This is a genomic window from Burkholderia sp. Bp9016 (assembly GCF_003857765.1).
Lineage (GTDB): Bacteria > Pseudomonadota > Gammaproteobacteria > Burkholderiales > Burkholderiaceae > Burkholderia.
In genome coordinates this window covers 1-13,483 of the sequence record NZ_QTPY01000011.1, presented here as the reverse complement: position 1 = coordinate 13,483, position 13,483 = coordinate 1, and the positions used below count along the sequence as shown (strand labels likewise).

Annotated in this window: 14 protein-coding genes and 1 pseudogene; 13 read left to right on the top strand and 2 right to left on the bottom strand. The window is 64.7% G+C overall.

The window, feature by feature from the left end:
• The 8 genes from DIE13_RS15015 to cysM all read left to right on the top strand — a co-directional run bounded on the left by DIE13_RS15015 (position 1) and on the right by cysM (position 7,086).
• The gene (locus DIE13_RS15015; RefSeq protein ID WP_124827927.1) at positions 1-324 is read left to right on the top strand and encodes an integration host factor subunit beta; all 324 of its coding nucleotides are present in this window, start codon (positions 1-3) and stop codon (positions 322-324) included.
• Positions 325-534: 210 nt separating this feature from the next.
• A complete protein-coding gene (locus tag DIE13_RS15010; protein ID WP_124827926.1) occupies positions 535-828 on the top strand; it encodes a lipopolysaccharide assembly protein LapA domain-containing protein in 294 nt (97 codons plus the stop codon).
• A gap of 53 nt (positions 829-881) precedes the next feature.
• Positions 882-2,054, top strand: coding sequence for a lipopolysaccharide assembly protein LapB (gene lapB, locus DIE13_RS15005; RefSeq protein ID WP_124827925.1), 1,173 nt, complete (start codon positions 882-884; stop codon positions 2,052-2,054).
• 90 nt (positions 2,055-2,144) lie between these two features.
• The gene (locus tag DIE13_RS15000; protein ID WP_124827924.1) at positions 2,145-3,545 is read left to right on the top strand and encodes a UDP-glucose/GDP-mannose dehydrogenase family protein; all 1,401 of its coding nucleotides are present in this window, start codon (positions 2,145-2,147) and stop codon (positions 3,543-3,545) included.
• A gap of 7 nt (positions 3,546-3,552) precedes the next feature.
• Complete coding sequence (gene rfaE1, locus DIE13_RS14995) at positions 3,553-4,503, top strand: D-glycero-beta-D-manno-heptose-7-phosphate kinase (protein WP_175787005.1); 951 nt, start codon at positions 3,553-3,555, stop codon at positions 4,501-4,503.
• 63 nt (positions 4,504-4,566) lie between these two features.
• Positions 4,567-5,559 (top strand): ADP-glyceromanno-heptose 6-epimerase, encoded by a 993-nt coding sequence (gene rfaD, locus DIE13_RS14990; protein WP_124827922.1) that lies wholly within the window; start codon positions 4,567-4,569, stop codon positions 5,557-5,559.
• Between the two features lie 73 nt (positions 5,560-5,632).
• Entirely contained in the window at positions 5,633-5,977 is a 345-nt protein-coding gene (locus tag DIE13_RS14985; RefSeq protein WP_124827921.1) for a helix-hairpin-helix domain-containing protein, read from the top strand.
• A gap of 206 nt (positions 5,978-6,183) precedes the next feature.
• A complete protein-coding gene (gene cysM, locus DIE13_RS14980; RefSeq protein ID WP_124827920.1) occupies positions 6,184-7,086 on the top strand; it encodes a cysteine synthase CysM in 903 nt (300 codons plus the stop codon).
• Positions 7,087-7,163: 77 nt separating this feature from the next.
• On the opposite strand, the gene mltB is transcribed toward cysM, so the two are convergent.
• A complete protein-coding gene (gene mltB / locus DIE13_RS14975) occupies positions 7,164-8,507 on the bottom strand; it encodes a lytic murein transglycosylase B (RefSeq protein WP_124827919.1) in 1,344 nt (447 codons plus the stop codon).
• Positions 8,508-8,550: 43 nt separating this feature from the next.
• On the opposite strand from mltB, the gene DIE13_RS14970 reads away from it, so the two are divergent.
• Positions 8,551-9,474 (top strand): histone deacetylase family protein, encoded by a 924-nt coding sequence (locus DIE13_RS14970; RefSeq protein ID WP_096503758.1) that lies wholly within the window; start codon positions 8,551-8,553, stop codon positions 9,472-9,474.
• Between the two features lie 22 nt (positions 9,475-9,496).
• Here the strand turns inward: DIE13_RS14970 and DIE13_RS14965 are convergent, their stop codons facing one another.
• Positions 9,497-10,417: an alpha/beta hydrolase gene (locus tag DIE13_RS14965; protein ID WP_124827918.1), complete on the bottom strand. Its 921-nt coding sequence runs from the start codon at positions 10,415-10,417 to the stop codon at positions 9,497-9,499.
• Positions 10,418-10,637: 220 nt separating this feature from the next.
• On the opposite strand from DIE13_RS14965, the gene DIE13_RS14960 reads away from it, so the two are divergent.
• From DIE13_RS14960 to DIE13_RS14945, 4 genes and pseudogenes are all read left to right on the top strand, one after another.
• Positions 10,638-11,672, top strand: a complete 1,035-nt coding sequence (locus tag DIE13_RS14960; RefSeq protein WP_124827917.1) for a methionine ABC transporter ATP-binding protein — start codon at positions 10,638-10,640, stop codon at positions 11,670-11,672.
• Positions 11,662-12,315, top strand: a complete 654-nt coding sequence (locus DIE13_RS14955) for a methionine ABC transporter permease (RefSeq protein ID WP_014897715.1) — start codon at positions 11,662-11,664, stop codon at positions 12,313-12,315. Before DIE13_RS14960 ends, DIE13_RS14955 begins: the two co-directional genes overlap by 11 nt.
• A 28-nt stretch (positions 12,316-12,343) precedes the next feature.
• Complete coding sequence (locus tag DIE13_RS14950; RefSeq protein ID WP_124827916.1) at positions 12,344-13,138, top strand: MetQ/NlpA family ABC transporter substrate-binding protein; 795 nt, start codon at positions 12,344-12,346, stop codon at positions 13,136-13,138.
• 229 nt (positions 13,139-13,367) lie between these two features.
• Positions 13,368-13,483: pseudogene (locus DIE13_RS14945) on the top strand (electron transfer flavoprotein subunit beta/FixA family protein); the annotation flags it as partial.

Sequence of the window (13,483 nt, the reverse complement as noted above, 5' to 3'; positions counted from 1 at the left end):
ATGACCAAATCCGAGTTGGTCGCGCAGCTGGCATTGCGATTTCCGCAACTTGTCCTCAAGGATGCGGATTTCGCAGTGAAAACGATGCTCGATGCGATGTCCGACGCCCTGGCGAAAGGGCATCGCATTGAAATTCGGGGTTTCGGCAGCTTCGGCCTCAACCGTCGCCCGGCGCGCGTCGGACGCAACCCGAAATCGGGGGAAAAAGTGCAGGTGCCCGAGAAGTTCGTGCCGCACTTCAAGCCCGGCAAGGAATTGCGTGAACGCGTCGACGGCCGCGCCGGCGAGCCGCTGAAAGCTGATGACCCGGACGACGACCGTTGAGCGTCGTTCGGTGTGCCCGGAACCCATCCGGCGAAGGCTGAAGAAAAAAGCGCCCCCTGCGGGCGCTTTTTTCATTTCCGGCGACCGCGTGGAGGCGCCTGCGCGCAGGATGTGCGGTGACGCGGAAACGCTTCCTTTACAATACGGGGCGATTCGGCGCCGCGAAGGGGAGTCGCGCGCCGCGGCAAACCTCAACAAAGAGAGGGCTACATGAAGTTTATCGTCTGGCTGATCCGGGTATTGGTGTTCGTGTTGCTGCTGGTGCTCGCGCTGGCCAATACGCAAACCGCGACGCTGAATTTCCTTGCCGGCTACACATGGCAGGCGCCGCTGATCCTGATCGGTCTCGCGTTCTTCGCCGTCGGGCTGCTGGCTGGCCTGCTGTCCGCGCTGCCCGCGATCTTCCGTCTGCGTCTCGAGAACGGACGCCTGAAGCGCGATCTGCGCGCGGCGCGCGAAACCCCGACCGTCGTCGACCAGCCGCCGATGCCGCCCGTCATTTAACACGGACGCCGCGCGAGCCTCGCGCGGTTTTCGTCTCTGCTTCGATATTTCGCATGGATCTGGATTTCTGGTGGTTGCTCGCGATTCCGGTGGCGTTTGCGCTCGGCTGGGCGGCGTCCCGCTATGACCTGAAGAATCTCCTGTCGGAGAGCGCCAACCTGCCGCGATCGTATTTTCGCGGCCTGAATTTTCTGTTGAACGAGCAACCCGACAAGGCGATCGACGCGTTCATCGAGGTCGCGAAGCTCGACCCCGAGACGGTCGAACTGCACTTCGCGCTCGGCAACCTGTTTCGCCGCCGCGGTGAAACGGACCGCGCGATCCGCGTGCACCAGAACCTGCTGAGCCGCACCGATCTGCCGGTCAACGAGCGCGATCACGCGCTGTACGAACTCGGCCAGGATTTTCTGAAGGCAGGGCTGCTCGATCGCGCCGAGGAGGCGTTCCATCGGCTCGCCGATGGCGACTACGCGCTGGGCGCGCAGCGGGCGCTGCTGACGATCTACGAGATCGAGAAGGACTGGAACAAGTCGATCGATACCGCGAAGCGCATCGAGTCGATGAGCGAGAAGTCGCTCGGCACTGAAATCGCGCAGTTCCATTGCGAGCTTGCGCAGGACGCGCTGCAGCGCAAGAACGCGGCGGCCGCGGCCGAGCAGTTGAAGCTCGCGCTCGTCGCGAACTCCCAGAACGTCCGCGCGACGATCCTGTCGGGCGATGCGGCCGAAGCGGCGGGCGACCCTGCGGCGGCGATCGAGCACTGGAAGCGCGTGGAAAAGCAGAATCCGGCTTATCTGCCGCTCGTCACCGACAAACTGATGAAGGCCTACGTCGCACTCGGCAAGACGGTCGAGGGCGCCGAGCTGCTGATGGACTACGTCGATCGTTATCCGTCGAACGACCTGCTTGATATTGCGTACCAGCACATCGCAGGGCTGCGCGGCCAGGAAGCGGCGCATATGCTCGCGCGCGCGCAGATGGAAAAGGCGCCGAACCTGTCGGGCATGCTGCATCTGCTCGATGCGCAGATCGCGGCGGCCGACGAGCCGCGCCGCAAGGAACTCGAAATGATGCGCACGCTGATCCGGCAGCGCACCAAAAATCTGCCACGCTATACGTGCCAGAATTGCGGGTTCCGTGCCCGGCTCTTCTACTGGCAGTGCCCGGGATGCAGCGGTTGGGAAACCTATGCGCCGCGCCGCGTCGAACCCGCGATGCCGGGCTGATTCCGGCGTACTGCGCCGACGCGCAGCGGTTGCCGCCGGGCTCGGTCCGGCGGCCAAGTTAGTCAATTACCGGGAAGTACCGGAACATCTATGAAAATCACCATCATCGGCACCGGCTATGTCGGTCTCGTCACGGGTTCCTGTCTCGCCGAGATCGGCCACGACGTCTTCTGTCTGGACGTCGATCCGCGCAAGATCGACATCCTGAACAACGGCGGGATGCCGATTCACGAACCCGGTCTGCAGGACATCATCGCGCGCAACCGCGCGGCGGGGCGCCTGCAGTTCTCGACCGACATCGAAGCGAGCGTCGCGCACGGCGAGATCCAGTTCATCGCGGTCGGCACGCCGCCCGACGAGGACGGCTCGGCCGACCTGCAATATGTGCTCGAGGCCGCGCGCAACATCGGCCGTCACATGACGGGCTTCAAGGTGATCGTCGACAAGTCGACGGTGCCGGTCGGCACCGCGCAACGCGTACGCGCCGTGGTCGATGAGGCACTCGGCGCACGCGGGCTCGCTGGCAGCGTCGCGCATCGCTTCTCGGTCGTGTCGAATCCGGAGTTCCTGAAGGAAGGCGCGGCAGTCGAGGACTTCATGCGTCCGGACCGGATCGTCATCGGCGTCGACGACGACGAGACGGGCACGATCGCGCGCGAGAAGATGAAGAAGCTCTACGCGCCGTTCAACCGCAATCACGAGCGCACGATCTATATGGACGTGCGTTCGGCGGAATTTGCGAAATATGCGGCGAACGCAATGCTGGCAACGCGTATCTCGTTCATGAACGAGATGTCGAATCTTGCCGACAAGGTCGGTGCCGACATCGAAGCCGTGCGCCGCGGGATCGGTTCCGATCCGCGTATCGGCTATCACTTCCTGTACGCGGGCGTCGGTTACGGCGGCTCGTGCTTCCCGAAGGACGTGCAGGCGCTGATCCGCACCGCCGGCGAGAACGGCCAGCCGCTGCGCATCCTGGAGGCTGTCGAAGCGGCCAACTCCGCGCAGAAGGACGTGCTGATCGGCAAGATCGAGCAGCGCTTCGGCGCGGATCTGACCGGCCGCGAATTCGCGGTCTGGGGCCTTGCGTTCAAGCCGAATACGGACGATATGCGCGAGGCGCCGAGCCGCCGCCTGATCGCCGCATTGCTCGGGCGTGGCGCGACCGTCCGTGCGTACGACCCGGTCGCGATCGACGAGGCGCGCCGTGTGTTCGCGCTCGATCTCGGCGAAAAGTCCGATGCGCTCGCCCGCCTGCATTTCGTCGATACGCAAGATGCGGCCGTGACGGCAGCGGACGCGCTCGTGATCGTCACCGAGTGGAAGGAATTCAGGAGCCCGGATTTCACGCGCCTGAAAACGGAATTGAAGGCACCGGTGATCTTCGACGGGCGCAACCTGTACGAGCCGGATGCGATGGCCGAACTCGGCATCGATTACTACGCGATCGGACGCCCGCATGTCGATCCCCAGCCCCTCTCCCGTGGATGACCGCACGATGACTATTCTTCGCGAAGTGGTGCCGGTACCGCGCGAGCAACTTGCGCGTTCGCGTGTGCTCGTCGTGGGCGACGTGATGCTCGACCGCTACTGGTTCGGCAACGTCGACCGTATTTCCCCGGAAGCGCCGGTGCCGGTCGTGCACGTGCAGCGTCAGGAGGAGCGGCTCGGCGGTGCGGCCAACGTCGCGCGCAACGCCGTCACGCTTGGAGCCCAGGCCGGGCTGCTGTGCGTCGTGGGCTGCGACGAGCCCGGGGAGCGGATCGTCGAACTGCTCGCCAGTAGCGGCGTGACGCCCCATCTCGAACGCGATGCCGCGCTGCCGACGACGATCAAGCTGCGCGTGCTCGCACGCCAGCAGCAACTGCTGCGCGTCGACTTCGAGGCGACGCCGACGCACGAGGTGCTGCTTGCCGGGCTCGCGCATTTCGATGCGCTGCTGCCGCAGCATGACGTCGTGCTGATGTCGGATTACGCGAAAGGCGGTCTGACACATGTGACGACGATGATCGAGAAGGCGCGCGGGGCCGGCAAGACGGTGCTCGTCGATCCGAAGGGCGGCGACTGGGCGCGCTATCGCGGCGCGTCGCTGATCACGCCGAACCGCGCCGAGTTGCGCGAAGTCGTCGGTCAGTGGAAATCGGAAGACGACCTGCGCGCGCGCGTCGCAAATCTGCGCGAGGAACTCGACCTCGATGCATTGCTGCTCACGCGTTCGGAAGAGGGGATGACGCTCTTTTCCGCAACGGGCGAACTGCATGCCCCGGCGCTTGCACGCGAGGTGTACGACGTATCCGGCGCGGGCGATACCGTGATCGCGACGGTCGCGACGATGCTCGGTGCAGGTGTGCCGCTCGTCGACGCCGTCGTGCTTGCGAACCGCGCGGCGGGCATCGTGGTCGGCAAGCTCGGCACGGCTACCGTCGACTACGACGAACTGTTTCACTGAGCGCATTCGGCGGCGCCGCCAGTGCGCTGCCCGAATGTCTCGTACTTTTCAGGCAGGACGGTCATGACCATTATCGTTACCGGCGCAGCCGGTTTTATCGGCGCGAACATCGTCAAGGCGCTCAACGAGCGCGGCGAGACGCGCATCGTCGCGGTCGACAATCTGACGCGCGCGGACAAGTTCCGCAACCTCGTCGATTGCGAGATCGACGACTATCTCGACAAGACGGAATTCGTCGAGCGCTTCGCGCGCGGCGATTTCGGCAAAGTACGCGCGGTGTTCCATGAAGGCGCCTGTTCGGACACGATGGAAACCGACGGCCGCTACATGATGGACAACAACTTCCGCTACAGCCGCGCGGTGCTCGACGCATGCCTCGCTCAAGGCGCGCAGTTCCTGTACGCGTCGTCGGCCGCGATCTACGGCGGCTCGACGCGTTTCGTCGAGGAGCGTGAAGTCGAGGCGCCGCTGAACGTCTACGGCTATTCGAAGTTCCTGTTCGACCAGGTGATCCGTCGTGTGCTGCCGAGCGCGAAGAGCCAGATCGCCGGGTTCCGCTATTTCAACGTGTATGGCAAGCGCGAGACGCACAAGGGCCGAATGGCGTCGGTTGCGTTCCACAACTTCAACCAGTTCCGCGCGGAAGGCAAGGTCAAGCTGTTCGGCGAGTACAACGGTTATGCGCCGGGCGAGCAGACGCGCGACTTCGTGTCGGTCGAGGACGTCGCGAAGGTGAACCTGTTCTTCTTCGATCATCCGGAGAAGTCTGGCATCTTCAATCTCGGCACCGGCCGCGCGCAACCGTTCAACGACATCGCGTCGACCGTCGTGAACACGCTGCGCGCGCTCGACAACCTGCAGCCGCTGACGCTCGCGCAGCAGGTCGAGCAGGGCCTGATCGAGTACGTGCCGTTCCCCGATGCACTGCGCGGCAAGTACCAGTGCTTCACGCAGGCCGACCAGACGAAACTGCGTGCGGCTGGCTACGACGCACCGTTCTTCACCGTGCAGGAAGGTGTCGATCGCTACGTACGTTGGCTGTCCGGCCAGGTTTAAACCCGGGCGTTGCATCGATAGACTGGGTCTCACGGTCGGCAGCCGCCGGCCGTTTTCATCGGAGATCCAGCACATGATCAGGAAATGGTTTGCTGCAGTTGCCATGTTCGGCGCGATCGCGTCCGCCTGGGCAGCCGTCGACGTCAACACTGCGAACGAGGATGCGCTCGTGGGCATCAAGGGCATCGGTCCTGCGCGGGCAAAGGCGATTCTCGACGAGCGCAGTGCGCGCGGCCCGTTCAGGAATGCAGACGATCTCGCGTCGCGCGTGAAAGGCATGGGCGGCCATACGGTCGAGCGCCTTCGGCAAGAGGGCTTGACGATCGGCGCGGCCGGTTCGGCTGCGCTGGCGCCTGCCACCGGCAAACCGGCTGCGGCGAAACCTGCCGCGGCGCCGGCTCGCACCGCACAGAAGTAACGCGCATCCGACGAAAGGCTCCTTCAGTCGCCGTCGTTGCGACGGTTTCCCGCGGCGTGCCGCGGGCTTTTTGCGTGTATGCCGCGTGCGTGCCATCGCGGATCGTGCGACGGGGCGATTCCATCGTCGCAATGGGGTTGCCGGCGCGAGCCGCGGCACTGGTTTACAATCAACCGATTGATCGGCCTCGTACTTACGGTATCTCCATGGCTTACAAAACTATCGAAGACACGATCGGCAACACGCCGCTCGTGCAACTGGTCCGTCTGGTGGACGACGAGATTCGCGCACGCAACAACGTGGTGCTCGCGAAGCTGGAAGGCAACAACCCGGCCGGCTCCGTGAAGGATCGTCCGGCGTTGTCGATGATCAGCAAGGCCGAGGCGCGTGGCCGGATCAAGCCGGGCGATACGCTGATCGAGGCGACGAGCGGCAACACGGGCATCGCGCTGGCGATGGCAGCGGCGATCCGCGGCTACAAGATGGTGCTGATCATGCCGGAAGACCTGTCGGTCGAGCGCCGCCAGAGCATGGCCGCTTACGGCGCAGAGATCATCCTTACGCCGGTGAAGGGCGGGATGGAACTGGCACGCGACCTCGCGGAGCAAATGCAGCGCGAAGGCAAGGGCGTGATCCTCGATCAGTTCGGAAATCCCGACAATCCGGTCGCACACTACGAAACGACGGGTCCGGAGATCTGGCGCGACACGGAAGGCCGCGTCACGCATTTCGTGTCGGCGATGGGCACGACGGGCACGATCATGGGCACGTCGCGCTATCTGAAGGAACAGAATTCGACGATCGAGATCGTCGGCGCGCAGCCGGAGGATGGCTCGCGTATCCCGGGTATCCGCAAGTGGCCGGAAGCCTATATGCCGACGATTTTCGATCGCAGTCGCATCGATCGCGTCGAGAACGTTAGCCAGGCCGCGGCCGAAACGATGGCGCGGCGGCTCGCGGCCGTCGAAGGCATTTTCGTCGGCATTTCGTCGGGCGGGGCATGTGAAGTCGCGATGCGCATCGCGCGTCAGGTCGAGAACGCGACGATCGTGTTCATCGTCTGCGATCGCGGCGACCGCTACCTGTCGACCGGCGTGTTCCCTGCTTGAGCCCGGGCGGTATGCACCCGGGCACATAATAAAAAAGCGCCGCATATGCGGCGCTTTTTTCTTTAGGCGGTTTGCGCCTATTGCGCTTGCGTATCCACCGCGGGCAGCGGGAGCGCGCCGCTCGCTTCCATTTGGGCCTTCACGGCTTCGCCGAGTTGATACACGGCGAGTGCATAGAAGAAGCTGCGGTTGTAGCGCGTCAGCACATAGAAATTCTTGAGGCCGAGCATGTATTCAGTCGCGCGTCCCGGCGACGGCAGATCGACTACGGTGACCGGCGTGCCGGCTTCGGTGGTGATGTTGACCATCGGCTCGTTGAGCGTCATGCCTGCGCGCAGCAGTTGCGACAGTGCCCAGTGCGGCTCGGGCTGACCGTCGGCGGCAGCTTGCGCGATGCCGAGGCTGCCCGTGTCGGGCGTGATGCGCCAGACCACCGGACGATCGGTTTCCCAGCCGTGCTGCTTCAGGTAGTTCGCGACGCTGCCGATCGCATCGGCAGGACTGCTGCGCAGGTCGACGTGGCCCGTGCCGTCGAAATCGACCGCATACTCGCGGATGCTGCTCGGCAGGAACTGCGGGATGCCGATCGCGCCCGTGTATGAACCCAGCACGGTGGTCGGGTCGAGCTGGTTGTCGCGCGTCCAGACGAGGAAATCTTCGAGGTTCTTGCGGAAGGTCGCCTGCCGGCTCTCGCGATTTGGCGTGTCCGGATAGTCGAACGTGAGCGTCGTCAGCGCGTCGAGCACGCGGAAGTTGCCCATGTAGCGGCCATAGATCGTTTCGACGCCGATGATGCCGACGATTACCTCCGGCGGCACGCCGAATTCCTCGGACGCGCGCTGCAACGTCGCCTGGTTCGCCCTCCAGAATTTCACGCCCGCATTGATGCGGATCGGCTCGATGAAGCGCGATCGATAGACGCGCCAGTTCTTGATCGACGGCGTCGGCGCGGGCCGCACGAGTTTGACGGCGGTCGCCGAGTAGCTGATGCGCGAGAACAGCGCATGCAGGCTCGCGGAATCGAAGCTGTCGCGACTCACCAACTCGTCGATGAATGCGTCGACCTGCGCGTTGTTCGCGTAACGCTGTGGGACGATTTCCTCTTCGAATGTCTGACCTTGCGGTGCAGGCTGTTGCGGTTGTGCTTGCGCGACCTGAGTGCCGGCGGACGTCGCAGGCTGCGTCTGTGCAACGGCGGGCGTGGCGGCCAGCGTGGCGACGACGGTAGCGGCAACGAGCGGAATGCGAGCACGGAACAGCGCGGAGAGTAGGGCGGCAGGCTTGCTGGAATTCATGTCGAAGCGGGCGGACAATGCGATAGGGTTCGGCGCAGTATACCCGACGCATCCCGCGTGCCGGGGCGAAGCAGCGCCCCGTTGTGGTAAGTTAGCGGCGAATTCGCGGCAGACGATGGACATCATTGACGGAGACGTGCGGCGCACCAGGCGCCGTAGATGACAGCTTATGGCAACCGCCTTCTATACGCACCCCGACTGCATGCTGCACGAGATGGGGGAATGGCATCCGGAATGCCCGGCGCGACTGTCGGCGATCCAGGATCAACTGATCGCGAGTCGCATCGACGATCTGATCGTGCACGAGACCGCACCGTTCGCGAGCGAGGTCGCGCTGGGCCGCGTGCATACGCAGGCCCATATCGATTACATCCGCAGCATGACGCCCGTCGACGGCTACGTCGAGATCGATCCGGACACGCTGATGAACCGCGACACGTGGCGCGCCGCGTTGCGTGCGGCCGGCGCCGCGATCGCGGCGACCGACGCGGTGATCGAGGGCCGCTACGCGAATGCGTTCTGCAGCGTCCGGCCGCCGGGCCATCACGCGGAACCCGCGCGCGCGATGGGTTTCTGCTTCTTCAACAACGTCGCGATCGCCGCGCGGCATGCGCTCGACGTCCACGGCATCGAGCGCGTCGCGATCGTCGATTTCGACGTGCACCACGGTAACGGCACCGAAGCCGCGTTCGCGAACGACGAGCGCGTGCTGATGTGCAGTTTCTTCCAGCATCCGCTATACCCGTTCTCGGGCGTCGATCACCAGGCGCCGAACATGGTCAACCTGCCGATGCCTGCGCGCAGCAACGGGATGGCGATCCGCGAAGCGGTCGACATGTTCTGGCTGCCGCGGCTGGACGCGTTCAAGCCGCAAATGCTGTTCGTATCGGCGGGCTTCGACGCGCACCGCGAGGACGACATCGGCAACCTCGGTCTCGTCGAGGCCGATTTCGAGTGGTTGACCGCACAGATTGTCGACGTTGCGCGCCGACACGCGCAGGGTCGCATCGTGAGCTGCCTAGAAGGCGGCTACAACCTGTCGGCGCTTGGACGCAGCGTTGTCGCGCATCTGCGCGTGCTGGCCGGTATCTGAGGCGAGCGGCGGTCGCGTGTGCTCAACGGGCCAGCGCGCGCGCGTGAATCCATGCGATCAGCGCGTCGATCACGCGGTCGCGCTCGAGATCGTTCATCGTTTCGTGGAAGCCGCTTTCGTATAGCGTCAGCGTGCGATCGGTCGAGCCGACACGGGCGCCGAACGCGCGGCTTCCATCCGGCTCGGTCAGCTTGTCGTCGGTGCCGTGGTAGACGAGCACCGGCGTGCGCAGCGTCCCGCGGCCGCGCTCGATGCGCGCCATCGCGTCGAGGATTTCCGCGCCGGTGCGCGCCGGCACCGCGCCGTGGTGCACGAGCGGGTCGGCGCGATTGGCCGCGACGATGGCCGGATCGCGCGACAGCAGCGCCGCATCGATCCTGATCGCGGGGAAGGTCGGCCAGATACGGCTGATGATGCGGCTCATCGCCAGCATCCAGCGCGGCACGTCGCGTCCCGGCGCCAGCGCCGGGCTTGACAGCACGAGTCCCGCCAGCGCGTACCCGTGCGCCGGCACGCGCTCGATCGCATAGAGCGCCGCGACGGCGCCGCCCATGCTGTGACCCATCAGGAAGAGCGGCGTATTGTCGCGGGCGGCTTCCGCGACGAGCGCGTCCGCATCGTTCAGGTACTCGTCGAAGCGCTCGACCCATGCGCGCTTGCCGGGCGACTGCCCGTGCCCGCGCAGATCGATTGCCAGCACTTCGACACCGGCCGCGTTCAGTCTGGCGGCAAGCGCGGCGTAGCGGCCCGCATGCTCGGCGAGGCCGTGCACGAGCGCGATCGTCGCGCGCGGCGGCGCAGTGCCGTTGCCGGCCGGCCAGCGGTATGACGCCAGTTCGAGTCCGTCCGCGGTACGCAGTCGGCCCATTCGCGGAGCGGGCGCCGCCGTCAGGCCCGGCGCAGCGGTGGCGGATGCGGTGGCCGGCGTGGTGATGACGGTCATCTGGCGTGTCCCCTGTTTCGTTGGCATCGGTGTTTCCGGATCATAGTCGCGGCATTCCCGTCACGGCCCCGCGGCGCCCCTCTAATTTCGTCTGGTTATGAAAAGATCGAAATCGATTATTAAGGGGAATGAGACGTTTGCGGTAAAATCGCCGGTTATTCCAGATGCAGCGGCGGCCGACTGGCGGGCCTCTTCGCCAGCCGGCCGCCGTTTTGTTTACATGATCGAATTACGCAATCTGTCGCAGCGTTTCCCCGGGCCGACCGGCTGGGTTGACGCATTGCACAACGTCAACCTGACGATCCCGCAGGGCGAGGTGTTCGGCATCATCGGCCGAAGCGGCGCCGGCAAGAGTACGCTCGTGCGCACCATCAACCTGCTCACGCGGCCGACGGAAGGCAACGTCGTCGTCGGCGGGCGCGATCTCACGGTGCTGCCGGCCAGTGCGCTGCGCGAAGCGCGCCGCGAAATCGGCATGATCTTCCAGCACTTCAACCTGTTGTCGTCGCGTACGGTGTTCGAGAACGTCGCGCTGCCGCTCGAGCTGGCCGGCGCAAGCCGTGCCGACATCGAGGCGGCCGTGCTGCCGCTGCTCGACCTCGTCGGGCTGTCCGCGCAGAAGGATCGATATCCGGCGCAGATCAGCGGCGGCCAGAAGCAGCGCGTCGGCATTGCCCGCGCGCTCGCGAGCAAGCCGAAGGTGCTGCTGTCGGACGAAGCGACGTCGGCGCTCGATCCCGAAACCACGCGTTCGATTCTCGACCTGCTGAAGCGCATCAACCGCGAGCTCGGCCTGACGATCGTGCTGATCACGCACCAGATGGAAGTGATCAAGCAGGTGTGCGATCGCGTCGCCGTGCTCGATGCGGGTCGTGTGGTCGAGGAGGGGCGCGTGATCGACGTGTTCCTGCAGCCGCATCACGAAGTGACGCGCGCGCTGATCGGCGACGTGATCGCGCAGGAGTTGCCGCCTGCGCTGAAGGCGCGTGTGGCCGAGCGGCTCAAGACAGGCAGCGGGCATTTGCTGCGGCTCGCGTTCACCGGCTCGGGCGTCGACCAGCCGATTCTGTCGGAGACGATTCGCCGGTACGAACTGGATTTCAACATCCTGCACGGCCAGATCGACGAGATCCAGGGGCAGGCGTTCGGATCGCTCGCGGTGCTCGCGGGCGGCGAGCCGGGCAAGGTCGGGGAAGCGCTCGCGTTCCTGCGCGAGCAAGGTGTGGTGGTAGAGGAGCTTTCGTATGTTGAGTGAGATGTTCGATATGTTCGTGCAGTCGTTCTGGGAGACGCTGATCATGGTCGGCATCTCGGGGGCGGTCGGCGCGCTCGTCGGGCTACCGCTCGGCGTGCTGCTCTATCTGACCGACCGCCAGGGCGTGCTGCAGAACCTCGGCGTGAACCGCGTGCTCGGCGGCATCGTGAACGCGGTGCGCTCGACGCCGTTTATCATCCTGCTGGTCGCGGTCATTCCGTTGACGCGGCTCGTCACGGGTTCGTCGATAGGCACGGCCGCGGCGGTCGTGCCATTGACGCTCGCGGCCGCGCCGTTCGTCGCGCGGCTGGTCGAGACCGCGCTGCGCGAAGTCGATCGCGGGCTGATCGAGGCCGCGCAGTCGATGGGCGCGACGACGTCGCAGATCGTCTTCAAGGTGCTGCTGCCCGAATCGCTGCCGGGCATCGTCGCGGGCCTGACGATCACGTTCGTGTCGCTCGTCGGCTATTCGGCGATGGCCGGTGCGATCGGCGGCGGCGGGCTTGGCGATCTCGGGATCCGCTACGGCTATCAGCGCTACCTGCCGGAAGTGATGTGGACGGTCGTCGCGATCCTGATCGTGTTCGTGCAGATCGTGCAATCGTTCGGCGACTGGCTGGTGCGCCGGCTGAGCCACAAGTAAAAGCGACAATCATCCGTTGGGGGAGACGATGCAACGACGCTTCATGCTGAAGTTCGCGGCCGCAGTCGGTGCGGCCATGCTGTTCACGAGCGCGCACGCGCAGGCGGAAACCATCAAGGTGGGCGTGACGGGCGGCCCGCATGCGCAGATCATGGAAGTGGTGAAGAAGGTCGCGGCGAAGAGCGGCCTCGATATCCGCATCGTCGAATTCTCCGACTACGTGCAGCCGAACGCGGCGCTCGCGTCCGGCGATCTCGATGCGAACAGCTACCAGCACGATCCGTATCTGCAGGCGCAGATAAAGGACCGCGGCTACAAGCTGATCAAGGTCGCGGATACCGTTACGTTCCCGATGGGCATCTATTCGAAGCGGGTGAAGTCGCTGGCCGAGTTGAAGCCGGGTGCGCGCATCGCGGTGCCGAACGACCCGACCAACGGCGGCCGCGCGCTGCTGCTTCTGCAGAAACAGGGGCTGCTGAAGCTGCGCGCGGACGCCGGGCTGAAGGCGACGCCACTCGATATCGTCGACAATTCGCGCAAGCTGAAAATCGTCGAGCTCGATGCGGCGCAGATTCCGCGCTCGCTTGGCGACGTTGACGCGGCGGCAATCAATACGAACTACGCGATGGAAGCGGGCCTGAAGCCGAAACAGGACGCGATCGCAATCGAGGGTCCGAACGGTCCGTACGCGAACATTCTCGCGATTCGCGAAGCCGATCGCAGCAAGCCGTGGGTCGCGAAGCTGATCGCTGCCTATCATTCCGTGGAAGTGAAGCAGTTCATCGAGCAGAAGTTTGGCGGCGCGGTCATTGCTGCCTGGTAACACGAAGTACTGGGCGCGCCCGGCGACGATTAGAGTCGATGATCGAAAACCCGGGCTTTGCGTCCGGGTTTTTTCTCTTTTAAAATAGAACGACCGTTCGCTATTGCCGGCGCGCCGAAGCGGAGCGCTATCCTCGATAGTCGCGATGGATTGGTCCGCTTGGCCGCGCAGTCATGAGGCCTCGCTATAAAATGGCCTCTGGTCGTATTCGTAACTTTGGAGCGTGTGCATGAAAATCCTGGTTCCAGTGAAGAGAGTGGTCGATTACAACGTGAAGGTCCGCGTGAAGTCGGACAACACGGGTGTGGATATCGCGAACGTGAAGATGTCGATGAACCCGTTCGA